This window comes from Chthonomonas sp., assembly GCA_016788115.1.
Taxonomy (GTDB): Bacteria; Armatimonadota; Fimbriimonadia; order Fimbriimonadales; family Fimbriimonadaceae; genus UBA2391.
Genome location: JAEURR010000005.1, coordinates 68,803 through 94,010, shown reverse-complemented (window position 1 = coordinate 94,010; position 25,208 = coordinate 68,803). Strand labels below are relative to the sequence as shown.

Sequence of the window (25,208 nt, the reverse complement as noted above, 5' to 3'; positions counted from 1 at the left end):
CATGTCCTTTGATTGGATAAGTTCGCCGCAGGCGCTTGTGGGTTTGCTGACGCTCGTCATCCTTGAGATCGTCCTCGGGATCGACAACGTTATCTTCGTGTCGATCCTGTCCGGGCGATTGCCTGAAGAGCAGCGTCCGCGTGCCCGGAAACTGTGGGTCGGTATCGCGATCATCACGCGCTCTCTGTTGCTTCTGTCGATCACTTGGATCATGGGTCTGACCAAGCCACTCTTCGGGATCCTGAATCACGAATTCACGGGGCGCGACCTGGTGCTTCTCGTCGGGGGCGGGTTCCTCATCTACAAGTCGGTGACGGAGATCCATCACAAGCTGGAGGGGGCTCAGCACGTCGAGACGGGGACCGTCAAGCAAGTCGCCTTTGGAGCGATCATGGCGCAGATCGTCATGATGGACCTGATCTTCTCGTTCGACTCGGTGATAACCGCTATCGGGATGGTGAAGCAGGTCGAGATCATGATCATCTCCGTGGTGATCGCCTTGGCGTTCATGCTCGTCTTCTCGGGACGACTGAGTGCGTTCGTGGAAAAGCACCCAACGATCAAGATGCTTGCACTATCGTTCCTGGTGCTCATAGGCGCAAACCTGATGGCCGAGGGAATGGGGCAGCACATCGAGAAGGCTTACACGTACTTTGCGATGGCGTTCGCGACCGGCGTAGAGTTCCTAAACATGCGGTTGCGCAAGAAGTCCGACAGCCCCGTGCAGTTGCACGAAACGCCTCATCTGCCGCCAGGTTCGTAGCTAGCTCGGTTCAGACGGTCCCAGACGGCGTCCCACTCAGGGGTCGTTGGGGGTCTCTGGACCAGGATGTGTGGTTCACCGGCTCGGTCCAGCGAGGCAAGGGCAGCGTACAACGCCTGAGCGTATCCACTCGGATCGCTGGGCATCAGCCGTTGAGCGCTGCTCGCACTCTCAAAAACGAGTCCCGGTTCGTTGTGATGGCCCTCAACGAATGTGATGGTTGCGCGGGGAGCGTAATGCCGCGGATGTTGGCCCGGCGAATTTGGCGCGGGCTCCGAAGATGCTTCCGCCACCCGCTCACCGAGGACTCCAGAAAGGGTGGCCGCTGAAAGCACCCCCCGGCGTAGGACTCGAGGCACGTCGGTGGTGAGGTCGAGGACGGTGGATTCGATCCCGACTTGGCACGGACCGCCGTCCAGGATTCCTGCGGTGTGCGCACGAATCTCCAGAGATACATCTTGGGCACGCGTGGGGGAGAGCGTGGTGAAGATGTTTGCGCTCGGGGCCGCCAGCGGCTGGCCAAGTTCGGACAGTACACGTAGAAAGAGCGGGTGGGCGGGGATACGAACCGCGACGGTGTCCCCCCCAGCGGTGACGATCCCCGGAACGGAGTCGTGTTTGGGCAGTACGAGCGTTAGTGGGCCGGGCCATAGCGCATCGGCCAGACGCTGCCAGCGATCGTTCGCGGGCACGGCGACGCGAACGACATCGCTCACTTGGCCGAGATGCACGATAAGTGGGTTGTGAGACGGTCGCCCTTTTGCGGTGAAGATCTTTGCGACAGCCACTTCGGAGAGCGCGAGCCCGGCCAGCCCGTAGACCGTCTCGGTGGGGAGCACGACGAGGCTCTCGTCCGCCAGCGCAGACACCGCCAGCTTCACTCCATCCTCACCCATCCAATCTGCGCCCATGTGCCCTAAGATTATGCCGGACGGCTACGGATCGGGCTCCCACACGGGGGTGCTTAGCGTCTAAGCTATTAGCTATGGCGTCCATCGATACCACTCTGCTGATCCACGCGCCGATTGATCGCGTACTCCAAATTGCGCGTGACAATCGGTCGTTTCCAGACTTTATGGATGATGTGAAGTCGCTCACGGTCGTGCAAGACGAAGGTGATCGGGTTGTGAGCGAGTGGATCGGCGTGATCTCGGCGTTCAATGTGAAAGTCCGTTGGACTCAAGAGGATAAATGGCATGGAAACCGCTGCGATTTTGTCCAGCTCAAGGGGGATTACGACTCGATGTCCGGCTACTGGGAGTTCAAAGATGAGGGACAAGGGCATACGCGCTTCACCTCTCACGTGGACTACGAGTACAACGTCCCCGCGCTCGGGGCTTTGGTGAAAAAGGTGATCCACTCACTGGCCACGAAGAACATCGAAGCGCTGATGGCGGCGATCAAGCACCGCGCTGAGGCTAACTAACCGAACGCATGGGGGCCGTTCTATCCCTGATCCGGGTGCGCCAGTGGACGAAGAACCTATTGGTCTTCGCCGCGTGGTTGTTTACGGCGGGTTGGAACACTCCCGGGGCGACTCAAGCCGCGTTTCTTAGCTTTATCGCACTGTGCGCGTTGAGCTCGGCCGTCTACGTGACCAACGATCTCCTGGACATCGAGTCAGATCGTCGCCACCCGAAGAAGCGGTTCCGGGCGATCGCGAGCGGAAAGATTTCGACCGATGCGGCCACGATCCTGGCGATCCTCTTACTCGCGATTGGAATCGGAGTGGGCTGGTTGCTGCCGATCCACACGATGCTCGCTGTGTTCATGGGTTTGCAAGTGGCGTACAACGTTGCGCTGAAGCATTTGGCAGGGGTCGATGTGATGACCATAGCGATGGCGTTTGTGGTCCGTGCGGCGATCGGCGCGGTTGCGATCCAGGTCACGATCTCGCCGTGGCTGCTGTACTGCACGGGCACGTTGGCCTTGTTTTTGGCGGTGGCCAAGCGGCGACACGAATTCATAACCCTCGGAACCGACGGGGCCACGCGGGCGAGTCTGCAAGGCTACACGCGCTCGGCTCTGGACGCGCTAATGCTGCTGAGTGCGACGATCGCCGCCATATCGTATGGGCTCTACTCCATTGAGAGCGAAACGGCGCGCGCCCATCCGACTTTGCTCATGACGGTTCCGGTGGTTGTCTTCACGATCATCCGGTACTTGCTGTTAGCGCACGGCTCGGAGGAGACCGACGAGCCCGAGCTCCTACTCTTCCGGGACCGGCAACTGATGGTGAGCTTCGTACTCTTCGTGGTGCTCGCGGTGGCGGCCATGGCAGGCTGGAGGATCGGATTTTTGCAGGTGGCTTCATGAGCGCGTGGAACTCCGCGATCGTGGTCGGTGCGAGCTCGGGGATCGGCCGCGAGCTGGTGAAGCAACTCGCTGCGCAAGGCTGCCGGGTGACGGCACTTGCCCGACGTGAGGAACTGCTCGCCGAACTCGCTTCGGACCTCGTGCGGGTTTACCAGCACGACGTCCACGCGGTGGGTGAAGTCGAGGCGCTGTTCGAGCAGATTGAGGCCGATCAGGGACCAGTTGATCTCGTGGTCTATTCGACGGGGATTCTGGTTCGGCCGGGACTCGACGTCTACGATACCGCCGCAGATGCCGAATCGGTAGCGGTGAACTTGACGGGTGCGATGGCGTGGATGAATGCTGCTGCGCCAAAGTTTCAGGCCAGGGGCACGGGGACGTTGGTGGCGATCGGCAGCGTCGCGGGAGACCGGGGTCGTCGTGCGGTGCCCGCTTATCACGCGAGCAAAGCAGGCCTCGCGACCTTCATGGAATCCATGCGCAATCGGTTAGTCCGGCATGGTGTGACGGTCGTCACGGTCAAGCCCGGCCCGGTGGACACCGACATGACGCGAGGTCTGGGACTGAAGCGTATGATGCCGGTCGAGAAGGCGGCGGCTATCATTTTGAAGAAAGCGCGGCGTTCGGGAGAATTCTATCTTTCGCCAGTCCATGCGGTGATGTTCGCGGTCATCCGCGCGATCCCCAGTCCGATCTTCCGGCGGCTGAATGTCTGATCCCATCGTCGAACTTGGGGGTTTTGGAGGGCGCGAGAGGGAGACGGTCCTCGGCCGGTCGGTGGGAGATTTAAGCCAGATTCGCGCCGCACTGGAGGAGGGAGGCACGTGGGCACTGCGCGGCGCGGGAAAGAGCTATGGCGATGCCTGCTATGGCCCCCGAGTCTTGATGCTGGATGGATTGCACCAGATTACGAACTGGGATCCAGCCAGCGGTGTGGTCGAGTGCGATGCCGGAGTGACGCTGGCGCAACTGTGGCGAGCCGTTATCAGTGACGGATGGTGGTTGCCTGTCGTGACCGGTACGGCGAAGATCACAGTCGGCGGCGCATTCGCGATGAACGTGCACGGGAAGAACCACTGGAAAGCGGGCTGTTTCGCGGAGCACGTGCTTTCTGTCCGGTGGCTGACGCCCGATGGGGAGCTGCGCGAACTGCACCGGGGTACGCCCGAGTTTGACGCGGCGAGTGGGTCGGCGGGGCTGCTTGGCGTTGCGGTGTCATTGACGATTCAACTCAAAAAGGTGGCAACCCATCAGTTGCACGTTTTCTGCCTGCGGACCGACAGTCTTGAGGAGAGCCTGGCGCAGGTGGATGCCGAGGCGCATTCGAAAGACTACTCCGTCGGCTGGCTCGACTTGTATCGACGCGGTCGAGGCGTCGTGCATGCCGCCGAGTACACCCAAGCGCGGCCAGACACCGTTCTGCAAGTCCTCGAGCCAGCCACTCGCATCCTGGGGGTCTCGAAGAGCGAACTCTGGAAGCCGATGCGTTGGTTTGCCCGGGGGCGGAGAATGTCCTTGGTAAACCTCGCCAAGTACACCATGACCCGAGACGATGTCTTCGATCAGTATTTGGCAGACTTCTCGTTCTTGCTCGATTCGGCTCCGGGTTGGGAGCAGGCGTACCAGCAGGGCGGTGGTTTTGTACAGTTCCAGCCGTTTGTCCCTAAGGAAGCCGCATTGGGGGTCTTCGAGCAGCTGATTCGCATGCAGGGCAGCGCGGGGCTGGTCAGCCATCTGGCGGTGCTCAAGAGGCATCGCGCGGCAGGAGGGCTTTTCCCGTACTGTGTTGACGGATTCTCACTCGCGATGGACTTCCAGTGGCGCGAAGGGCTTGACGCGTTGTTACGCGAGATGACGAAGATCGTGCTCGATGCCGGTGGCAAGTTCTACTTGGCGAAGGACTCCATCATGACTCCTGCCGAGGCGCGGCGATCCTACGGAGAGGAATCCCTGGAGCGGTACCGAGAGTTCAAATCACGCTGGGATCCGACGGGGGTGTTAGCGACAGCCCAGTCGGACCGCCTGGGGCTCACGGTCCCGACGGCGGTATAGTCTTCTTGTTGGAACCGAACCTTGCGAGCCTTGCTGAGCGATTCGACGCCGTCGTTGCGGGCGCAAAGTCGGTACTAGTGGGCACCCACTTGAACCCGGATGGCGATGCTTTGGGGTCCGCACTGGCGGTCTGCCACCTGCTGGATTCGCGCGGAATTCCCAACGAGCTCATCTGCAACAATCTCGCTCCCTACAACCTCGGTTTCTTGCCCGGTCTCGATCGACTGAAGCTGGAAGCTGAGCGCTCTCACGACGTGGGGATCGTTCTGGATTTGGATGCCTTGCACCGGTTGGGCCGTACGCAGCCGAGCTTCGAGCAGTGCCGTGAACTAGTCATCATCGACCATCACGTCCCCCATGAGGAGCCCGGGACGTTGCGAATCGTGGACGTGGCCGCCCCCGCAACGGCGGTGGTGCTGTACCGGATCATCAAGCAACTCGGCGCACCGATCAGCCCCGCTATGGCGACCTGCTTGATGACCGGGATCGTGACGGACACCGGGAGCTTTCGTTATCGCAACACGACTGAGGAGTCGCTCCACACCGTTGCCGACTTGCTCGCCGCGGGCGGAGATATCGTGCGCATCGGCGAGGAGGTGTACGGCAAACGACCCCTGGCGAGCCTGCAACTCCTGAATCGCTGCCTAGATCGTATGAAGATCAGCGAGGACGGTTCGATCGCCTGGAGCGTGCTGGAAGCCGCTGATTTTGCCTCGACCGGCGCACTGGAGCAGCACACGGAAGGGCTCGTCAATGAACTTCTCAGCATCGATACAGTGCGGGTGGCGGCGATCTTGCGACAACCTGCGCCGGACAAGATGGTCCGCGCTAGCTTACGTTCGCGTGGACTGGTCGATGTCGCGACCGTTGCGCAGAAATTTGGCGGCGGAGGTCATCGCAACGCCGCTGGCATTACTTTTGATGGGTCACTAGCTCGGGCGGAAGCCGATCTCATTGCCGCCGTGCGTCTATGCTTGGAATCCTCGTAGTCCATAAGCAGCAGGGCATCACGTCTCACGACGCGGTGAACGCAGCGCGACGCAAGCTCGGCACGCGCCGAGTGGGGCATTCGGGGACCTTGGACCCCATGGCGACAGGCGTATTGGTATTGGCCGTTGGCGCGGCGACGCGTTTCCTGCAGTACTTGCCTCTGGAACCCAAGGTGTACGAAGGCGAGATCACGTTTGGCGCCTCCACAGATACGCTCGACGCAGAGGGGGAGATTGTCAAGACGTGCGCAGTCCCGAGAAACCTCCGCGATCTCATCTTGCTTGAGAGGATCCAGTTCCTTGGCCAGATTCAGCAGGTGCCGCCCATGTTCAGTGCGATTAAGCAGAACGGTCAGCCGCTGTACGCCCTGGCGCGGGAGGGCAAGGAAGTAGTGCGAGAGCCACGCACCGTTTTCATTGACTCCTTCGACCTGAGCGAATTCGGCGAGCAAACCGCACAATTCCGGGTGGTGTGCAGCGGCGGCACGTATGTCCGGACGCTTGCGAACGATCTGGGCGAGGCGGTTGGCTGCGGTGCTCACTTGAGCGCGCTGCGACGAACGAGTGTCGGATCGTTCACGCTAGACGATGCGGTCTCGCTGGAGGATATCGTCCCCGATCGACTGATCCCACTTCGGTCCGCGCTGCGGGGGATTCCGATGGTGGAACTCAACGACCTGGAGGTGCGGCGCGTCCGGGATGGAAACTACATCACCGCTCCGTACCCCGTGGCGGGTAGATTTGCGGCATTGTTGGATGAACAGGGCGATGTTTTCAGCATGGCCCGAGTCCAAGAGAACCGACTTCAGCCGGATTGCGTTATTCCAAGAGAGCTTCTCCATGGTCCGCTTTGAGCCCGCTCCCGATCGGAGATCGATCCTCGGACACCTTTATTGGTTCCTGAGTTGGGTTTTCGTGGTTGTCGTCGCTCTTTGGCTGCGACCAAGCCACTTCGGCCACGGAACGCACCAGCAGTTGGGTTTGCCACCTTGCCCCAGCGTCCTGCTGTACGGGCGCCCGTGTCCAGGTTGCGGCCTGACGACGAGCTTCACCCATGTGGCACACGGCAATTTTGCCATGGCGTTTCAAACTCATCCACTAGGCCCGCTCCTCTTTCTGGCTTGGGGCGTGACCGCGCTCATGTGCCTCTACGGGTTCGTGCGCAAGAAGCGGTTCATCACCGATACTCCGGGTTTCAACCGGGGGATGGTCGCCACAGCGTGGGTCTTTTTCTTGTTTGGGGCAGTCCGTTTCGCGGCGATCGACTACCGCTCGGAGAATCCCGTCGCCTGGCTCCACCAAGTGACCAGTCGCTAGCAGAACGCCCAGAGCGCGGGGATCCCGCCAGTGTGCCAGAAAACGACGGTTTCGCCGTTGAAATCGCCTCTCTTTGCCATGTCGAGCAGGCCCGCGAAGGCCTTGGCGGAGTAGATGGGGTCGAGCAGTATCCCTTCGGTCTGGGCCAGCCAGCGGAGGGCCGCATCGCCCTCTGCGCTGGGCACCCCGTAACCAGGCCCCACGAACTCACGCCTTAGATCGAAAGTGCTGGCATCGACCTCTGGCAACTCAAGCAGCGCGCGGAGTTCGTTCGCCACGCGCAAAACATCGTCCTTGAGAGCGGGCTCGGGATCGGCGGCGATGCCGATCACACGCGTGGCGAACCCCTCGAAGGCCAACTGGAGCCCAGCCAGGGTGCTGCCGCTGCTGGTGGGGCAAACGATAACGTCGCACGCTGGTAGTTCGTCGGCGGCCTGCAGGAAGGCGTAAGCTCCGAGTCCTGAACTACCGCCGATGGGGATCGTGTGAACGTTGGCCCCGCCACGCTGGAGTTCCGCCGACTTGGCATCCATCGCCGCGAAAAGGGCGTCCCAGGTGCCGTTCGGGAGTACGTGGATATCCGCGCCAAAGAGCTGGGTGATGGTCGGATTGCCAATGCCCGTGTGGGGGGTGGTCGGCGGGGCAAATCCGTCTTCGTAAGGGGTCTCCATGACGACGGCCACGCACCGGATTCCACACACCGCGCAGGCGGCGGCCAGTTGCCGGATAAAGTTCGACTCGGTTGCACCGCAGGTCACGATGGTGTCGCAGCCATCCGCCATGGCTTGGGCCATCAAGTACTCCAGTTTGCGGCCCTTGTTGCCGCCGAGGGCAAAACCGGTGAGATCGTCTCGCTTGATCCAGAGGTCGATGCCCAACTGCTGGCTCGCCCGTTCCAGTCGGTGGCACGGGGTCGGTTTGACGATGAGTGGGATCGGCGAGACCATCCTCCGAGTGTATCCGCCCCAGGTCAGAGGCGCGACGCGAATGAAGGTAAGATCATCGTCAACGCTATGGCAGCCCGCGAAAGCTATTTCTGGCACAAGCTCCATTCGCTGACCGGTATTGTCCCCGTCGGCTTTTATCTGGTTCAGCACTTGACTCTCAACAGCTTCGCGCTGGCCGGTCCCGACGCATACAATTCTGTGATCCACTTCTTTGAAGGGATGCCCAAGCACGTGTTGCTCGTGCTCAAGTACGGCTTGGTGTGGATTCCGCTGATTTTTCACGCGGTCTATGGTCTGTTCATCGTCAACCGGATGTCGCCGTACACCGCTCCCAAGGCCAAGGGATTCCGCGAGAATCGCTACTACAACCTTCAGCGCTGGTCGGGCATCTTCGCGTTCATTTTCCTGTGTTATCACATGGCGACGACTTCGGTCGCGGGTTCGCTTTACGGCGTCGAAAAGACGATCCTGTACGACAACTGGGCGGCGCACCTCTCCGCTGGCTTTTACTCGGTCTTGGCCTTCTACGTGCTCGGGATCACCGCCAGCGCTTACCACTTCAGCTACGGGATCTGGAATTTCTGCATCCGGTGGGGGATCACGATCAGCGAAGCAGCCCAACAGCGGATGGCTCGGTTTGCGCAGGGTGCGTTCCTAGCTCTGACGGTGCTGGGTGTGCTCGCGTTGGTCGGATTCTTTTACGCCCCGCTCGCGCCGAAGGGCGACACCATGCAGGCTGACAGTGCCCCTGCGCAGTCCAACTTCCAGACCACATAGTCATTGATGGACGAACCGGCACAAGAAGGGAAGCCCGCACGCAAAGCAATTGACCGTGCCATCATCCGGCGTGTGTTGGGCCTCTTCAAGCCCCACCGTCAGATCGTTCTTGGAATCCTTGGTTCGGTAGCCATCGCGGTCCTTTTGGGGTTACTGCCGCCATTCTTACTCCAGCAGATCATAGACAAAGGGCTGGCCAAGGGTGACTTTGCCCTGGTCACTCGGCTCTCAATTTGGACGATCATCTTGGTGCTCGCGGGCGCAGGGATGACTCTGCTGTACGGTTGGCTCGGCGCGATCATGGGTCAGCGGATCATGTGCGACATGCGCCGCAAGCTGTTCACCCACTTGCAGGGGATGTCGCTTCGCTTCTTCAGCAGTACGCGGACTGGCGACATTCAGACTCGTTTGATCAGCGACGTGGGCGGTGTGCAAAACGTCGTGAGCAGCACGATCACCGACGCGCTCTCGAACGTGGCGATCTGTGTTTCTGCGCTGATTGCCATGTTCCTGATGGACTGGCGACTGACCTTGGTGGCCATTGGCTTGACGCCAATCTTCATGGGTTTAGGGAACAAGGTCGGCGATTTTGCACGGAAGGTCCGCAAGGGGACGCAGGAGCAAACCAGCGAACTCAATTCGATGATGCAAGAGAATCTGTCGGTCTCGGGGGTCTTGCTCGCCAAGACGCTGGGGCGGGCGGATTTGGTCGCCGAGCGGTTCGAGGTTGAGAATCAGAATCTGGCCGGTTGGCAGATCAAATCGGTCGTGTTGCAATACGCCTTCTTTGGCATGATCCGGATGATCACGCAGATGATTCCGGCAGTCGTGTACTGGTTTGCCGGGTGGCTGCTTGGCCGCGGAGATATGAATATCACTGTCGGGACGCTGGTGGCCTTCACCGCGCTCCAAAACAGGCTGTTCTTCCCGCTGACCGGCATCGTTGGGCTCCAGGTCGAGTTGCTCGGGTCGATCGCGCTATTCGAGAGGATCTTCGAGTACCTGGATCTGCCGCACGACATCACCGAGCGGCCTAACGCCCGCTCGCTCCGGTCTCAGGACGTCAAGGGCGAAGTGCGGTTCGAGCACGTGAGTTTTTCGTACGACGCTCAATCACAGGATCGGACGCTGCGGGACATCTCGTTTGAGGCCAAGCCTGGGCAACTGATCGCCTTGGTGGGGCCGAGCGGGGCGGGCAAGACGACCCTGAACTATTTGGTGCCCCGACTATACGATGTGGACTCTGGTGCGATCACGATCGATGGGATCGACCTCCGGGACATCAAGCTGGCCGACCTCGGGCAGATCGTAGGCGCGGTGACACAGGAGACGTACCTCCTGCACACGTCCATCAGCCAGAACCTGCGCATTAGCAAGCCCGATGCGACCCAAGAAGAGATGGTGGCCGCGTGCGAGGCGGCAGCGATTCATGACCACATCATGTCGCTCCCCGAGGGGTACGAGACCATAGCGGGTGAGCGGGGTTACAAGCTCAGCGGCGGGGAGAAACAGCGACTCGCGATCGCGCGGGCGATCCTGAAGAACCCTCGCATTCTGATCTTGGATGAGGCGACCAGCGCTCTCGATACAAAGAGCGAGCGCCTGATTCAGCAGTCGCTGGATTCACTCATGGAAGGACGCACGACGTTTGCGATCGCGCACCGGCTCTCGACCATCTTGCATGCCGACCTCATCTTGGTCTTGAAAGATGGCGTGATCGTCGAGCGGGGCAAGTACGAAGAACTGCTCCAGCTAGACGGGCTGTTTGCGCAGTTGTACAAAGAGCAGCACCGGGGCCTGACGCCAGACCCCGCCTAAAGACTTCTTAGTAGTGCCAGTCGACTTGCATCGCTTCGCGAGCATGTCGTTCGATGAACTCGCGTCGAGGTTCCACCTTATCGCCCATCAGCCGTGAGAACATCATCTCGACTTCCATCTCAAACTCGGGATCGAGCTTGAGCTGTACGAGGCGTCGATTGTTGATGTCCATAGTGGTCACGCCCAAGTCGTCGGCGTTCATTTCGCCGAGACCCTTGAAGCGCGTGATCTGCGGCTCTTTCTTTCGCTTCTTCTTGAGCTCTGCGACAATTGAATCGCGCTCGGGCTCGTTCTGACAGTAGATGCGGTTGGTGGGGCCGTCGCGGACAACGAACAGGGGCGGCTGGGCCAGGTACAGGAAGCCGCCCTCGACGAGCGGACGCATGTAGCGGTAGAAGAAGGTGAGTAGAAGCGTGCGAATGTGCTCGCCGTCCACGTCCGCGTCGGTCATGATGATGACCTTGTGGTAGCGGAGCTTGGCGAGGTCAAACATGCGCTCGTCCTTGTTCTTGCCGTTCCCGTTACCTTCGACTGCCATCGGGTCGTCTTCTTGCTTTCGCGAAATTTGGACGTCGATCCCGACACCCAGAGCGGCGATGAGCGATTTGATTTCCTCGTTATCCAGCGCCTTGTCCAATCGAGCGCGCTCGACGTTGAGGATCTTGCCACGGAGGGGCAAAATGGCCTGGGTCGTTCGGTCGCGAGCGGCTTTGGCGCTTCCTCCGGCCGAGTCGCCCTCTACAAGGAAGATCTCGCACTTCTCGGCGTCCTTGCTCTGGCAGTCGGCGAGCTTGCCGGGTAGGCCGAAGCTGTCCATCGCGCTCGACCGTTTGACGCTCTCCATGGCCTTCCGGGCGGCCTCACGCGCCCGCTGTTCCATGATCGCCTTGTCGACGATCCTCCTTGCAATCTGTGGGTTCTCGTCAAGGAACGTGATGAGACCGTCGCCTACGAGCGAGTTCGCGATCCCCTGAACTTCGGGGGTGACCAGCTTGACCTTATCCTGAGAGTTGTACTGCGGGTTCTCAAGCTTGAGTGAGATGACCAGGGTCAGGCCCGAGGCAACGTCTTCGCTGGAGAAGTTCTTTTCCTTCTCCTTGAGCAAGTTCATCTTGCGCGCGTAGCTGTTGATGACTCGGGTGAGGGCCGCGCTCGCGCCGGAGACGTGAGTGCCTCCGTCGGGCTGATGAATATTGTTGGAGAAGGCCAGGATCGTCGTGGCGTAGTCAACGTGGTATTGGAGCGCGACTTCGAGCTCATAGCTCTCCTTCACGCGCTTGAAGTAGACGACCTTGTGAATGACGCTCTTGGAGTCGTTGACGTCTTCGACGAGTTGCTGGATACCGCGCTGGTAGAAGAACTCTTCGTTGTCTTCGGCGTTGCGCTCGTTGACGAAGGTGAACCGCACCGTGGGGTTGAGGTAAGCGAGTTCTTTGATGCGACCTTTGAGGATGTGGAGGTCGTAAGTAGTCTCGTTCAGCACGGTCCCGTCGGCGAGCCAGCGCTGGGTGGTGCCGGTCTCTTCACTCTTGACCTTGCCGATGACTTCGACTTCGCCGATTGGGATACCGGCCTCGAACCGCTGCTGATAAACCTTGCCCTCGCGGCGGACGGTGGTGAGCATCCACTCGGAGAGAGCGTTGGTACAGGAAACGCCAACGCCGTGCAGACCGCCCGAGACCTTATATCCGCCGCCTTCGCCAAACTTACCGCCCGCGTGGAGGACGGTCATGACGACGGTCAGCGTGGAGATCCCCATCTTTTCGTGGATCCCAACTGGGATACCGCGCCCGTTGTCGGAGACGCTCATCGAGTTGTCTGAGTGGAGCACGACGTCGATCTGGTTCGCATGTCCGGCGAGCGCTTCGTCGACGGAGTTGTCGATGACCTCGCGAAACATCTGATGCAGACCCTTTCGACCGTTGTCGCCAACGTACATGCCGGGGCGTTTGCGAACGGCTTCCAAGCCCTCAAGGACCTGAATCGAGTGTTCGTCATACGCCGTCTCGATACGATTCGCAATGGTCTCGTCGGTGTTGGTGGCGTCGTGGGAGTCCATCTTCTCCTGTGTGAGCTCGGGCTCGTCGGAGGGGTTCTCGTTCTTATCCATTTCAGACATAGGCGCAAATCTCAATGCAGATTCAAATGAACCTGCATTTACTCCAGTATTGTACCTAAGCGGGGCCGGTCCGCAGGGGCAGGGCGAACCCCGGTGTAGAATCTGCCACGGGATCAACCGATGACTCATTCGATGGACGTGAAACTGGACAAAACTCGACTGCGAGAGTTGGAGCGGACGATCGCGGAGATGCGGCATGAGCGGTTTGAAAACTTGCCAGAGAAGTACGTCTGCTTCTCGCCGGAGTACGTCGGTTTTCACTCCCGGCGTTTCGCATGCCTGGTACTGATGTTGGAGCGGCTGGGGTTGACGGCCGAGTCGCGGCTGCTGGACGTCGGCCCGACGTTCACTTCGATCCTTTTCCATCGCACTTTCAAATGCCGAGTGGACTCTCTGAGCTTCTCACCCGACGAGGAGACCCCCTACGGGCAGAACTTTCAGTTCGATCTGAATCTCGCACAGCGTAAGCAAGATTGGCGGGAGGATCTGGGAGATTACGACGCCATCACGTTTGCTGAGGTGATTGAGCACCTGTACACGTCACCGCGGATCGTGCTGGAGTACCTTGCTTCGCGTCTGAAGCCAGGGGGAGTTCTGCTGATCCAGACGCCGAATGCAGTTGGGATCAAGCAACGGATCCAGTTGCTGCTGGGCAAGCACCCGTACGAAGAGATCAGTGACGATCCGGAGAGCCCAAACCACTATCGGGAGTGCACTCTGGCGGAATTGGTTCGGTACGCGCAGAAGGCGGGGCTGGAGGTGATCCACGCGGATACGTACAATTACTTCAACCCGACGTACCGGCAGAAGAATAAGCGGATCAAGCCGTGGATGGGGTCGCTTTTCTACCGCATCTCGGATTTCTTGCCCCGGGGCATGAAGCGCGGGATGATGGTCGTGTGTCGGCGACCCGGATGATTCTTGGCAATTGGCACGAAGCGTGATAGGTTAAGGGCGTAGGAACCCGCCATGATCATCACCCTTGGACTCTTTTTGCTCGCTTCACCCGCTCCCACGCTCTCCGTCGAGAGCGTTCAGGAGCGCATCACCTTTGCTGGCCGGTTGGGCCAGCGCGTGTCGCAAACGTTGGTGGTCCGCTCGGGCGAGCACCGTACGACGGTGCACATCCATCCGTACCACACGGCTAACTCGGGCCGACATTCCTTCCATGCGGGTCAAACCGTGCGCATCCAGTCGGTTGACCTCAAGAAGGGCACGGTGAACGTGACCATCGACGCGATCTCGGGCGACTAGAATCGGAAGTTGTACGTGAGAGACGCAGAATGCTGTGTCCCATCACCCGAAGTGTTCGGCCGTGCCGCTCCGACCCACACGGAAAGTCCAGGCACGGCGGCGATGTTGTAGCTCAGGCCCACCCAAGTGAATCCGTTGACCGAACTCGTGTGATCGAGCATGAGGACCGTGTCGCGCATGATTTCCTGATCCCATCCGAGGAGTGCGCGGTGGCGGCCACCCGAATGGGCGTAGCCGCACGTGAGGCGTCCGCAGGCGACGGGGTGCGAGAAGACGACGTACGGCTCGGCGGCGAGGCCGTCATGGTTCGCGTAACCGGCGCACAGGGCGAGTCCCGGCAGCCGCTTGACATCTCCGGGCATGGCCAGGCCGACCTTTAGGTTGAGCGGGGTGAACCCATCGAAGTCGTTGTCGAATCCGAACTCAAGCCGGTCGAACAATCCCAATTGAAGCGAGTTTGCATGGCTGTACCGCTTACTGATCTTCCGTTCGGTTCCCGCGAGGGTGTACACCAAGCTCGCTTCGCGATGGCCAAGCACATCGGTGGACGGGATGGAGTTAAGTGCGGTGGGCGCGGCAAAGCTGGACGCACACAGTGACGCACAGACCGCAAGCAGACCCGCTGGGCGGAGAGAAGAACGCGGTGACATGCGCGTTGTATTCCGCAGACCTCAACTTTGCTTGCAGGCAATGTTGCGGGTTCGGGACTTCGGAACCAAGAATCGCGCCAAAGCGTCCATAATAAAGAACAAGTGGGGGCGAACGGGCTCGACAGGGCTGGTTCGACTTACAGTTGCGAGCCGAGGAGCCGATGGCCTCGTTAAAATCGGCAAAACAATAACTGCCAATAACAGTTACGCCTACGCTGCTTAATTAACGCAGCGCGTTTGATCAGTGCCGAGCCGGTAGGCTTGATTCAGACGTCGCGAAATCCGGATCGTCGGGGTCTCTTCCGTCTGTAGAGACACCGCCTAAAACAACCAGACTAGGTGGAAAGCTAGGTTGCCCTGCGCTAGGCCTCCACCGAACATAATCGTGGGGAGACGCTCGTGGTAACTTTGAGGCCGACAGTTTTGGAAGGGAGTTCAATTCTCCCCGCCTCCACCAAGTTTTTCCTACTCGCCAAGCCCTGAAAGGGACGCTCCCCGTCGATCTTGGACTAGGGTGTTGCCGGCTTTTCCTTCGGCTTCAGAGCGGGATCGTCCCACTGTCGCTCGATCACGAACGGTCCGCTACGCATCCGCAGGACGTTTCCGTCGCCGCCCATGAAGACCTCGCCGTCCTCACCCGCCCGGGTCGTGATGGTCATGTGGCCCTCTACTTCGCGGCCATCAATGGTCAGCGTGCGTGGTCCTACGTAAGAAGTCTCGACCAAGCTCCAGCGCCGGGCATCCAGGTCGAAATGGTAGAAGGTAACGCGGTCGCCCACCTCCGGTCGAACTGTCCGGAACCAGAAAATTGACGGATCGGCGACGGGCAGCGAGGGATCCAGCTGCTCGTTGACCTTCCGCACCTTGCGGTCCGTCGTAATCGTGCCCGTCGCAAGTCCCTTGGTCAGAGTGACCTCTGCGCGGTCCGTCCTCTTCATGGCAGGGTACTCCGTTTCGAGCAGTTTGTAGGTTGGGAGCCCTTCGGAACTGTACACCGCCTCGTTGCGAACGCGGATGTCCAGTCCCCCGGACTTCAGAAAGAGCGTCCAGATGAGCCGCCGACCGCCGTCCGGCTCAGGCAAGTGCTTGAAGTACGCCTTGCCGACCACCGCTCCACCGCTCGACACCCGGTAGAGAAGGTGCGGCTGCGCGGTCGCGGCTACCGACCACGTGCATAATGCGATCGTAAGCGGGATTCTCATGCTTCCTCCATCAGTCGCAGGGCTGCACGCAATCCGCTGTCGTAAGCCAACTCCGCACGGCCGCCATTCATGCCGTCACCGGCGACGAGGACACGTGTCCCGGGCGGGTTCGCGGAGTCGAACGAGATGCTCAATTCGGGCTGGCTGTACTTCCAACGCTTGACTTCGGAGACCTGTGGATGATCGAACTCGTGGCCGAGCAGACGTCGTACCTGGGCGACCGCTTCGCTGACGATCTCTGCATCCGGAGCCGCAAAGTACTCGGCGCTGTAGGCGGCGTTCAACTGGGCAACCATGGCGCATGCGCCCTCTGGCGCGCGGCCAGGGACCTTGACCGACTCCAGGCTGAGCCAAACAAGCGGGTTGCGCTGCTCTGGGTCAATCAGCGCAAAGTACGGGACGTCGGGATCGGGTGTGCCGTAGCCGAGCAGGACGCTGAGGCAACTGCGGTAGCGGACGGAATCGAGTGCCCGGCGCTCGCCGACGGTCTGGAGCAGGAACTGGGTTTGAGGCGTGGGCGAAGTGATGATCACCCGATCAAAGAGCTCTCCATGCAGTTCGTATCGGTTGGCGACCTCGTTGATGCATTCGACCGGAGTCGAGAGCCGGATTTCAAGCCCCTCGGCGAGTAGTTTTGCGATAGTGGTGACGCCGTTGCGGTAGCCATACCGGACACCCTTGTTCGCGGTCGACGAGCCGGGTGAGATGCGGCCGTACTCGTGGACATCGATGCGGCGATGGATCTCAATGAGGTCCGTCGTATCGAGTTTCTCGGTCATTTCGATGCCGAGCGCCGAGGTGCCGGGGGAGAGAGAAGTGACGCCTGTGTCGAAGGTGAACTCGTCTATCCGCCGAGTCGCAAGCCGACCGCCGAGGCCCTTGGATTTTTCGAAAACGACGCAGGCGTGACCAGCTTCCTGCAATCGTCGCGCCGCTGCCAAGCCTGCCATGCCAGCGCCGATAATGCCCACCCTCATCGTCGAGGTGTCCATGGGGCGAGATTCGTCACCTCATGGTTGTACCCGTGCGCACGAGAATGAAGCATCGTAGCGGCCTAACACCGTAGACTCAATTCATGCAGTCGGTTTGGATAAGAATCGTCGCCATCATCGCCGGGGGAGTCGCGGTCCTCGGCTTTACCCAATGCACCTCCATGCCTCGTCAGGCCGCAACCGGTGTCGTCGCAGTGTCGACGCAGAACGGACCGGCAACACTGCCTGCGTTCCTCGACGCGCCGGATCGAGTTCGGTTTGCTTTTGACGGGCCAGTGAAGCCGGGCGATCCGAAGGACTATGAGGTCGTGGTTGGCAGCAAGATCATCAACGCGGTGCGCGTGGAAGGCGTTGGCAAGCCGATTCGGCCGCGCGTGGCTCCGCGGCGCGAGGGCCGGGTGGTGCTCCCTGGCACGCTGCAGTCGGCGCTGGGCGAAGGCGAGTGGGATCCAGACGGCGAATCGACCCTGATGACCGAGGTCTCGCCGGGGATCCACGAACTGGTGGTGGCGCTGCCGAAGGGGCGATATGAGTTCAAGATCGCCCGGAACGGGTCCTGGTCCGAGAACTACGGGCGGGGATTCGAGCCAGGCGGGACCAACATGTCGATTGTCGTTCCGGCGGACGGTACGATCGTCAAATTCGTCGTCGATTTCAAGGCGAAGACGATTCTGGATTCGATCAACAACTCGGACAAGGTGACCCCGCCGAAAACGGTAGGCAAGAAGACCGAGGGTCCGCGAGAGGCGGACTCCTTTGCCTCTTTGGAAGTGACGCTGGAGCGGGCAGTGCCGCTGAACCAACTTCACGCTGAACTTGAGTTTCGGGTGAAGGGTGAGGCGCGGCGGCTGTACGCGCGCGACGTGCTGAACCACCCGGACTTGCAGTACGACGAGACCGATCTGGGTTCGCGATGGACGAAGACCAGCACGACGTTTAGGGTTTGGAGTCCGGTTTCTTCGCGTGCGGACGTACTGCTATACGATGCCGCGACCGGTGGGACGGCGCGGGTGGTGCCCATGGAGCGGTCCGAGCGAGGGACTTGGAAGGCGACCATGGAGGGCGACCTTCACGGCAAGTACTATCTGTACCGTTTCCAATCCTATGGCGAGGAGCGGATCACGCAGGACATCGAGTCACGCGCCGCAAACAAGGACTCCACGCGTTCCATGGTCATCGATCTGACCCGGACTCAACCAAATGGTTGGCCGAGCCGTCCGAAGCTGACGCACAAGAATCCGACGGACGCTATCCTGTACGAAATCAGCGTCCGCGACTTCACTTCGTTGCCCGGTTCGGGGGTGCGCCCGGAATGGATGGGCAAGTACCTGGGATTGGCTCAAGAAGGCACGAAGGATCCGGTTACCGGTGAGGCTACGGGCCTTAACCATTTGGTTAAACTGGGTGTCACCGATATCCATGTTCTCCCAGCGCAGAACTTTTTGTTGAGCCACGAAGGGGATTACTCGTGGGGCTACGCGACGAACCTGTTCAACGTGCCCGAGGAGAGCTACTCCACGAACCCGAACGACCCGATCACGGTCATTCGTGAGTTCAAGACCATGGTGGCAGCGCTCCACAAGAACGGCCTCCGACTGGTGATGGATGTGGTGTACAACCACACGTGGCCTCCGCAAGGCAAGGACAGCGCTTTTTGGCAAACGGTCCCGTACTACTATTTCAGGACGAACGATCTCGGTGCCGTCCTTAACGAGTCGGGGGTCGGAAATGCATGGGCCGACGAGCGGCCCATGGCGCGGAAGTACGTACGCGATTCGCTGGTCTATTGGGCGCAGGAGTACGGCGTGGACGGCTTCCGGTTTGACTTGGTGGGCATGCACCAGCCACAGAGCGTGCGAGACTGGGTGAAGGCGATTCGCGCGGTGCGACCGGATGCCGTGCTGTACGGCGAGCCATGGACTGGCGGCGGCCCGACCTACTTCCCCAAAGGTGCGCAGCGTGGCACTGGCATGGCGGTCTTCAATGACCACTTCCGCAACGTGTTTCGCGGCGAGCTAGACGGACCCGGCAAGGGGTTCGCGACTGGCGGTTCGGTTTCGGTAGACGCCTTGCGCGCCGCGATCGAGGGTTCGACTTCGGACTTCACCGATGCACCGGTCGAGACGATCAACTACGTCTCCGCGCACGATAACATGACTCTGCTGGACAAAGTTGCGCTGACCATGCCGAAGGCGACCAAAGATGCGCAGCAGTCGGCAGTTCGACTCGCGACGGCGGCAGTACTACTCTCCCAAGGTGTGGCGTTCCTTGAAGGCGGAGTCGAAATTGGCCGTACGAAAGGTGGTAACCGCAACTCTTACGACGCGGGCGACCGAGTGAACGGCTATGACTGGAAGCGGGCGCGCGAATTCACCCGATTGAACCGGTACGTGCAGGGACTGGTCGCCATTCGGCGCGCGCATCCCGCGTTCCGAATGGCGGACCGTCAGACGGTGAGCTCTGCGCTGAAGTTCCTACCGGGAACGAACGAGAATCAGGCTGTCTTTGAATTGGATGGGAGCAGGGTCGGCGACTCTTGGGGGCGGATCGTGGTGATCTTGAACGGCTCTGAGTCGACCTCGGCGGTGGAATTGGCGAGTGGCGATTGGAACGTGGCGGTCGAAGGCGACAAGGCGCAGAACGGGGTGATCCGGAGCGTGCGTGGCGGGGTCAATGTTGCGCCGCTGAGCGTCATGGTCCTGTGGCGACGCTAGCCAGGAGCGCTTTCACGGCTTGACTGTCAAGTTCGGGGCCGCGCTCGGTCGTGGTCAGCAGGCCCGCGTGGAGGCGATGTACACCGGAGCGGCGGACGATCTCGGCGGCGTTCGCGGGTCGGACCTTGCCCCCGGCCAGGACCTGGATGCGGCCCGCAGCGCGCGATTGAAGATTGCGTAGTTTTTCCGCACCTTCGAGTGCGCTGGGGGCGTGGCCAGACGTGAGGATACGGGTGCAACCGACCTCGACGCAGACGTCCAGCGCCGCCAACGCATCGGGGGTGGAATCAAAGGCACGGTGAAAAACTGTCTCCCGTCCCTCTGCCGCTGCTACGAGCCGCCGCGCGCGTCCGAAATCGATGGTCCCGGAGGCATTGAGGACTCCAAAGGCGAACCCATCGGCCCCTGCCTCACGGAGCGAATCCACATCGGCGAGCATGACTTCAAACTCGGCCGCGCTCACTTCGAAACAGCCTGCCCGATTGCGGATCATGGCGATGAGCGGGAGACCGCACGCCGCTTTGACTGCACGCACGAGCCCGACGCTGGGAGTAAGGCCGCCGAGCTCGATTGCTTGGACGAGCTCAATGCGGTGCGCACCTGCGCTCTGTGCCTGGACGGCATCTTGGACGCTGGTAGCGATCACCTCGAGTTCGATGATCATGATCGATTGGGGCTGAGCGCGCGCCGGCTGGTTCCGTCAAATTCGGTCCAACCCAATTCGTCAAAGTATTCCAAGATGGGGACCGCGGTCCGTCGTGAGCCCAGCGTCGCATCGCGAAACTCGCCAACCGAGAATCCTCCGCCGGTATCGAGCTTTTGCGCCACCTCGCGCAGCTTGGCGAGCGTGCTGGGGACGAACCAGAGTTCGTCGCCCAAGGGGATGATCCGGCCCGCGAGGATGCCGAGTCGGACGATCTCGCGGACGGCTTGGATCGGGATAACAAGTTCGCGCGCCAGGGCCATGGCATCGGGCGCGCTGATGCCCTCCATCGCCAGGCGCTGCTCGACTCGGGTGAGCAGTCGGTCCTGCTTCGGATTCAATTTGATGGGCTCAGAGCTCAATCGCGGCGACCTCTTCCATCCATATCTCGCCGTCGCGGCAGACCCACAACTCGAACTCGCCGCCCACGACGGAGGCAGCGTACTCTCCGCGCAAGTTCATGGCGAGCACGACGCTGGGCAGAACAAGCATGTGCGGCTGGCGGCGGGCAAGATGACGAATCGTCGCGTCGCAAGCCTCCTTGGGCGAGAGCCCGGCGCGCATGTGCTCGAGTGTGCGGAAGCTGGCAACCGAGCGCCAAAGCGCTTCGCCGTTGCCCGTGGCTCCGGCGCACCCGATCTCGTCGTCCGCGTAGATGCCCGCTCCGACGATGGGTGAATCGCCGACACGGCCCGGGAGCTTGAACGGCATACCGCTGGTCGAGCTGGCGGCGACGCAGTGGGGGCCAGTCTCTAGGCCGAGCATGGTGACGGTGTCTCCCATCTTGTCGTCGCTTGCGTGGACGTAAGTCGGGATATCAGGCCGATTCTGGAGCCACTCGGCGTAACGCTGCCTCGAGTTCGCGGTGTCCAGCGAGACCTTGGAGTATCCGTGCTGGAGGGCGAATTCTTGGGCCGCTTGACCGACGATCATACAATGGTCCGTGTCTTCCATGACCCGACGGGCAACGGAGATGGCGGGCATGATCTCGCGCAGGCCGCCGACCGCGCCGGACCGATAGTCGCGGCCATCCATGATGGCGGCATCGAGCTCGATTTCGCCTTCGGAATTGGGCACGCTGCCGCAGCCGATGGCGATGAGATCGGGATCAAGCTCGGCGGTGGCGAGTCCGCGCTCGATGGCAGTGAGCAGGTCTGCGCCCGCGCTCCGTTCGCGCCAAGAAGCCCGTATGGCGACCTCGCCCGGGCGTCGCCACGTAGAAAGCAGCATAGTCATCTGTGCCTAGATCGTACTCCCTAAAGAAAGCCGTTGCACGTGACGATGATGAGAGGTATCATTCGTGAACGCGTTGCCGCATAGCTCAGTCGGTAGAGCAGCTGACTGTTAATCAGCGGGTCATAGGTTCGAGTCCTATTGCGGCAGCCAATTTTTTTGGGAAACCTGCACAGATTGTGCGGGTTTTTTGTGTTTGTGGAGGGGCACCGATCGGCCCTCAGAACTGGGAGCATCCAACATGAAATGGTGTTGGGGACTCACGCGAAGAACGGACGCAGTTTGCGAGGGCGTACAGTTGAGGCTGCGCCAGGTAGATGTGAAGCCGAAGTGGTTCGTCGATGAGCGCGAGCAATGTGCTGTGCATTAGCCTCGCGACGATGAGGTCGGTCCCCGCGGGGTGCGGGGGCTGGCGAAGCCGCCATACCAATCGGATCAGGTTCCACGCATTAGGGTGCGGATGGCGAGTGTTCACACGAAGAATGCCGCGAGCACGGGCCACGAGTTCCCAAAGTACATCCGGTGCAAAAGCACGCGCGGCGTCGCAACGACCCACGCCCTAAGCCTCTTGCGCAGTTCTGTGCTGACGATATTCGAGCGTCGATTGGGTATGCAGCCTGGCGAAATCACTGCATGCGGCTCATGATCGCGCGGTCGCCCAACCAGTCGCGGATCGCCACCATGAATCGCGCGTACTGCCAGGCTTGCAGCTTGTACGGGACCATTGGTACCGCAATCGCCTCGGAGCAGTGTTTAGCGCGTATCCTACATCCATTCGAGTCTGGTGAAGAACGATGCTGAATTCCAAGTCGTGTGCGATAAAATTAGTCTCGATGAATTGGCGGCGAGCAACAAATGCGAAGGTGTGTGCCCGCGTCACGTGCGGCATGGCAACTCTGGTCCTCACGATGGTGTCTCAATCCACACCATTCTTCAGCAATCCCAGCTTTGAGTACATCTCGCAAGGAGAGGAGGGTCGCCTCGGCGAGGGCTTCCTGCCGGAGTGGTGGTTCGAGTCTGGCAATATCCTGCCGGGTGCTGATACTTACAGTCTGGACAATACCTTTGGGCTGCATCCATCCAGCTCCGGTAACTTTCCAGGCGTCGTTCCCAAGCACGGGAATCGGTTCATCGCGCTCCGCAAGACATCAGCTGGAACGGAATCGGCCGGGAGTCCCCTCTGGGATTGCCAGCCCAACCGAATCTACCGTCTCGGAGCATGGATCCACTTGAGCGCCCGAGCGGGCCAGAACTACCCTGTCAACGTGACTGCGACAGTAGACGGTGCTGATCGAGGAGTCCTTGCCTCCGCTCAATCAGCAAGCCAAGGTTGGGTGTACGGCTACTTGGACTTTCCGCATGCTGACTTCTCTAACCCCTTCGTCAAGCTGGAACCGGCGGCCCCGCTTGGAGGCACGCCTTACGTTGCCATTGACCAGCTAACGGTGTCCGATGTTACAAGTTTGTACGGACCTGTTGCTCGAAATGACGCCATTCGACTTGAATCGGGCAAGACAAGCGAGATATCAATCTCGGAACTCATCGGCAACGACACTCTCGGTCAAGTCCCGTCGTTCCATGTCTACGTGAATTCACGGTCCGACTGCACTGTACAGGTACTCGATGACAATACGGTTGTCATCTCACCAAACCCGCAGTTCGTATCCAGCGCCTATTTCACGTACATACTCGAAACCCAGTATGGCTCTGCTCAGGGAAGGGTCGACATTGAATATAACTTGCCAGCGTACTATTTTGAAAAGACCAGTTTTGTCGAATACGCCGACGTGAACGGGTTTGGAACAGTCGCGGGAACCTACCTGACGCAAAACGGGTCCACCCACGCTGGCGTGATTGGATTTTCCTACCTGACCGACCCGCAGGGCGGCGAGGTTTTCGTCACGGCTCTCAACAATCCGGGTACCGGAGTTGGCTATGTTCGACGGAGTGGCCGAGACCTCCCGTTCACGTATGCTACGAACTACAACTGGCTGCCGACAGTAGGTAATCGGTCCGCCCAGGCGCTTGACATCAATGATGCCGGAACCGTCGCAGGTTGGTATGAAAACACCTCGGGAGCTCGTCAGGCTTGCATTTGGAAGAACGGGAAACTGATTCCCGTTGGGCCTGCTTCGAACTCAAGCCGTGCCACTGCCGTCGGCGCAGACGGCTTGGTCTTCGGTGAGTTCACACAAGGCGCACGTCAGCGCGTCTTCACGTGGAAGGATGGCATTTCGACCGTGCTGGCAATTCCTAACGGCACGAACGCAGTCGCGAACGATCTCCTGAGTGGAACGATCTTGGGATGGCCCACGGCGTCTTCATCGACTGGCGTGACCTGGAATCCATCCACGGGCGATTGGACTGCACTCGGAACTTCGACCAACCCAACCGAGGCGTTCAGTGGAAAGGCTGGAAGCGAGATTGTGAATGGAGTACCTCAGCCTTACCCGCTGATTTACCGCAACGTGCTCGCGTGGAACCGGTGGACTCGCAAGGATATTGATCTCCCGCCTCGACGAATTGTCCGCCAAGACGATGGTCGTGAGCACTTGATCATGGAGGCAGGTTCGGGCGGAACCACTGCGCTCTACGTGTACCGTCGCCGCACGCCGCAAGACTGGGAGCGCACGCGCGGGATTGGTGAAGTGGCAATTTCAACACCCTCTGTCGTGGGAGGCACGTTACTCAAAGTCGGCTATGTAGGGGATCCCTATGAGTCGATTACTGTGCAGTCGAATGCTGCAGATGTCGTTCCCACCCAGACGGTCGTGCCGGATGCGAGCGGTGCCCTTTGGATAAACACCAACCCGACGGGCGTCAATCGAGACGTCGCCCTAAGTTTTAGTCCGTCATATTCGTACCCACCCGCGGATAATCCGTACCCCATTCAAGTCCTAGCGTCATCGAGCCAGACCATCACGGGAACCTGGGATTCCAGGCTATCGGGCATGCCTGCTTCGGTAGTACAGGTACAGGCTCTGCTCATTCCGCGGTTTTCTGCCTCGCCCATTTCGGCGGCCGTCGTCCTTACCGGCAGCAGTTATCGAATCGACGCGAATGTGATTCCTGGGAACTACGATCTCGTGGTTCAGGGGACACGAATGCTCTCTGCGCGGATTAACAACTTGGCGCTAGCTGGCGGAACGCTTGTCCGAAATCTGGTCCTGCGCACAGGAGATGCTGACGGAGATGACTCCGTATCTTTCTTTGACTACCTAATCCTGAGTGATGCCTTTGACACGGCGAATGGTGACGCGAGATTCGCGGCGTTGGCCGACTTCAACGGTGATGGGGAGGTCAATCTGTTCGATTACCTACTTTTCTCTGTTTTCTATGACGAAGTCGGCGAGGCATAGACC

At 60.2% G+C, this 25,208-nt stretch carries 24 protein-coding genes, 1 tRNA gene and 1 other RNA gene; 16 read left to right on the top strand and 10 right to left on the bottom strand.

What is annotated here, in order from left to right; translation table 11 throughout:
* Position 1 precedes the first annotated feature (1 nt).
* Complete coding sequence (locus JNM85_03045) at positions 2–763, top strand: TerC family protein (GenBank protein MBL8087032.1); 762 nt, start codon at positions 2–4, stop codon at positions 761–763.
* On the opposite strand, the gene JNM85_03040 is transcribed toward JNM85_03045, so the two are convergent.
* The gene (locus tag JNM85_03040; protein ID MBL8087031.1) at positions 742–1,674 is read right to left on the bottom strand and encodes a threonylcarbamoyl-AMP synthase; all 933 of its coding nucleotides are present in this window, start codon (positions 1,672–1,674) and stop codon (positions 742–744) included. The genes JNM85_03045 and JNM85_03040 overlap by 22 nt on opposite strands.
* A 74-nt stretch (positions 1,675–1,748) precedes the next feature.
* Here JNM85_03040 and JNM85_03035 point away from each other — a divergent pair, with 74 nt between their 5' ends.
* The 7 genes from JNM85_03035 to JNM85_03005 are packed head-to-tail and all read left to right on the top strand — an operon-like array spanning position 1,749 to position 7,437.
* A complete protein-coding gene (locus JNM85_03035; protein MBL8087030.1) occupies positions 1,749–2,189 on the top strand; it encodes an SRPBCC family protein in 441 nt (146 codons plus the stop codon).
* Between the two features lie 8 nt (positions 2,190–2,197).
* A complete protein-coding gene (locus tag JNM85_03030; GenBank protein MBL8087029.1) occupies positions 2,198–3,079 on the top strand; it encodes a UbiA prenyltransferase family protein in 882 nt (293 codons plus the stop codon).
* Positions 3,076–3,795 (top strand): SDR family NAD(P)-dependent oxidoreductase, encoded by a 720-nt coding sequence (locus JNM85_03025; protein MBL8087028.1) that lies wholly within the window; start codon positions 3,076–3,078, stop codon positions 3,793–3,795. The genes JNM85_03030 and JNM85_03025 overlap by 4 nt, the downstream gene beginning before the upstream one ends.
* Positions 3,788–5,131, top strand: a complete 1,344-nt coding sequence (locus tag JNM85_03020; GenBank protein MBL8087027.1) for an FAD-binding oxidoreductase — start codon at positions 3,788–3,790, stop codon at positions 5,129–5,131. Before JNM85_03025 ends, JNM85_03020 begins: the two co-directional genes overlap by 8 nt.
* 8 nt (positions 5,132–5,139) lie before the next feature.
* Complete coding sequence (locus tag JNM85_03015) at positions 5,140–6,120, top strand: bifunctional oligoribonuclease/PAP phosphatase NrnA (protein MBL8087026.1); 981 nt, start codon at positions 5,140–5,142, stop codon at positions 6,118–6,120.
* Entirely contained in the window at positions 6,102–6,974 is an 873-nt protein-coding gene (gene truB, locus JNM85_03010; GenBank protein MBL8087025.1) for a tRNA pseudouridine(55) synthase TruB, read from the top strand. Before JNM85_03015 ends, truB begins: the two co-directional genes overlap by 19 nt.
* Positions 6,961–7,437: a DUF2752 domain-containing protein gene (locus tag JNM85_03005; GenBank protein MBL8087024.1), complete on the top strand. Its 477-nt coding sequence runs from the start codon at positions 6,961–6,963 to the stop codon at positions 7,435–7,437. The genes truB and JNM85_03005 overlap by 14 nt, the downstream gene beginning before the upstream one ends.
* Here JNM85_03005 and JNM85_03000 read toward each other — a convergent pair.
* Positions 7,434–8,384, bottom strand: a complete 951-nt coding sequence (locus JNM85_03000; protein ID MBL8087023.1) for a D-cysteine desulfhydrase family protein — start codon at positions 8,382–8,384, stop codon at positions 7,434–7,436. The genes JNM85_03005 and JNM85_03000 overlap by 4 nt on opposite strands.
* Positions 8,385–8,450: 66 nt before the next feature.
* On the opposite strand from JNM85_03000, the gene JNM85_02995 reads away from it, so the two are divergent.
* Together JNM85_02995 and JNM85_02990 are read left to right on the top strand one after the other, a co-directional pair.
* Complete coding sequence (locus tag JNM85_02995; protein MBL8087022.1) at positions 8,451–9,161, top strand: hypothetical protein; 711 nt, start codon at positions 8,451–8,453, stop codon at positions 9,159–9,161.
* Between the two features lie 6 nt (positions 9,162–9,167).
* Positions 9,168–10,979, top strand: coding sequence for an ABC transporter ATP-binding protein (locus JNM85_02990; GenBank protein MBL8087021.1), 1,812 nt, complete (start codon positions 9,168–9,170; stop codon positions 10,977–10,979).
* A 7-nt stretch (positions 10,980–10,986) separates the two neighbouring features.
* On the opposite strand, the gene JNM85_02985 is transcribed toward JNM85_02990, so the two are convergent.
* Complete coding sequence (locus tag JNM85_02985; GenBank protein MBL8087020.1) at positions 10,987–13,038, bottom strand: DNA gyrase subunit B; 2,052 nt, start codon at positions 13,036–13,038, stop codon at positions 10,987–10,989.
* A gap of 192 nt (positions 13,039–13,230) precedes the next feature.
* Here JNM85_02985 and JNM85_02980 point away from each other — a divergent pair, with 192 nt between their 5' ends.
* Together JNM85_02980 and JNM85_02975 are read left to right on the top strand one after the other, a co-directional pair.
* Positions 13,231–14,016 carry a class I SAM-dependent methyltransferase gene (locus JNM85_02980; protein ID MBL8087019.1) on the top strand — a complete coding sequence of 262 codons (786 nt, stop codon included), beginning with the start codon at positions 13,231–13,233 and terminating at the stop codon, positions 14,014–14,016.
* A gap of 51 nt (positions 14,017–14,067) precedes the next feature.
* Positions 14,068–14,352: a hypothetical protein gene (locus tag JNM85_02975; protein ID MBL8087018.1), complete on the top strand. Its 285-nt coding sequence runs from the start codon at positions 14,068–14,070 to the stop codon at positions 14,350–14,352.
* Here the strand turns inward: JNM85_02975 and JNM85_02970 are convergent.
* Entirely contained in the window at positions 14,349–15,002 is a 654-nt protein-coding gene (locus JNM85_02970; protein ID MBL8087017.1) for a hypothetical protein, read from the bottom strand. The two genes, JNM85_02975 and JNM85_02970, sit on opposite strands and share 4 nt — an antisense overlap.
* Positions 15,003–15,106: 104 nt before the next feature.
* On the opposite strand from JNM85_02970, the gene ssrA reads away from it, so the two are divergent.
* Positions 15,107–15,459, top strand: a transfer-messenger RNA (tmRNA) gene (gene ssrA / locus JNM85_02965).
* A 52-nt stretch (positions 15,460–15,511) separates the two neighbouring features.
* Here the strand turns inward: ssrA and JNM85_02960 are convergent.
* Together JNM85_02960 and JNM85_02955 are read right to left on the bottom strand one after the other, a co-directional pair.
* A complete protein-coding gene (locus JNM85_02960; protein ID MBL8087016.1) occupies positions 15,512–16,204 on the bottom strand; it encodes a hypothetical protein in 693 nt (230 codons plus the stop codon).
* On the bottom strand, positions 16,201–17,181 hold the full coding sequence (locus JNM85_02955) for an FAD-dependent oxidoreductase (GenBank protein MBL8087015.1): 981 nt from the start codon (positions 17,179–17,181) through the stop codon (positions 16,201–16,203). The genes JNM85_02960 and JNM85_02955 overlap by 4 nt, the downstream gene beginning before the upstream one ends.
* A 98-nt stretch (positions 17,182–17,279) precedes the next feature.
* Between JNM85_02955 and pulA the strand changes: the two genes are divergently transcribed.
* The gene (pulA, locus tag JNM85_02950; GenBank protein MBL8087014.1) at positions 17,280–19,910 is read left to right on the top strand and encodes a type I pullulanase; all 2,631 of its coding nucleotides are present in this window, start codon (positions 17,280–17,282) and stop codon (positions 19,908–19,910) included.
* Here the strand turns inward: pulA and JNM85_02945 are convergent.
* The 3 genes from JNM85_02945 to JNM85_02935 are packed head-to-tail and all read right to left on the bottom strand — an operon-like array spanning position 19,888 to position 21,843.
* Positions 19,888–20,574: a copper homeostasis protein CutC gene (locus JNM85_02945; GenBank protein ID MBL8087013.1), complete on the bottom strand. Its 687-nt coding sequence runs from the start codon at positions 20,572–20,574 to the stop codon at positions 19,888–19,890. The genes pulA and JNM85_02945 overlap by 23 nt on opposite strands.
* Positions 20,571–20,954 carry a SelB C-terminal domain-containing protein gene (locus JNM85_02940; GenBank protein MBL8087012.1) on the bottom strand — a complete coding sequence of 128 codons (384 nt, stop codon included), beginning with the start codon at positions 20,952–20,954 and terminating at the stop codon, positions 20,571–20,573. The genes JNM85_02945 and JNM85_02940 overlap by 4 nt, the downstream gene beginning before the upstream one ends.
* A 10-nt stretch (positions 20,955–20,964) precedes the next feature.
* Entirely contained in the window at positions 20,965–21,843 is an 879-nt protein-coding gene (locus JNM85_02935) for a N(4)-(beta-N-acetylglucosaminyl)-L-asparaginase (protein MBL8087011.1), read from the bottom strand.
* 80 nt (positions 21,844–21,923) lie between these two features.
* Here JNM85_02935 and JNM85_02930 point away from each other — a divergent pair.
* A tRNA-Asn gene (locus JNM85_02930) sits at positions 21,924–21,999 on the top strand.
* Positions 22,000–22,066: 67 nt separating this feature from the next.
* On the opposite strand, the gene JNM85_02925 is transcribed toward JNM85_02930, so the two are convergent.
* Positions 22,067–22,402: a hypothetical protein gene (locus tag JNM85_02925; GenBank protein ID MBL8087010.1), complete on the bottom strand. Its 336-nt coding sequence runs from the start codon at positions 22,400–22,402 to the stop codon at positions 22,067–22,069.
* A 331-nt stretch (positions 22,403–22,733) separates the two neighbouring features.
* Here JNM85_02925 and JNM85_02920 point away from each other — a divergent pair, with 331 nt between their 5' ends.
* Entirely contained in the window at positions 22,734–25,205 is a 2,472-nt protein-coding gene (locus JNM85_02920; protein ID MBL8087009.1) for a hypothetical protein, read from the top strand.
* Positions 25,206–25,208 lie beyond the last annotated feature (3 nt).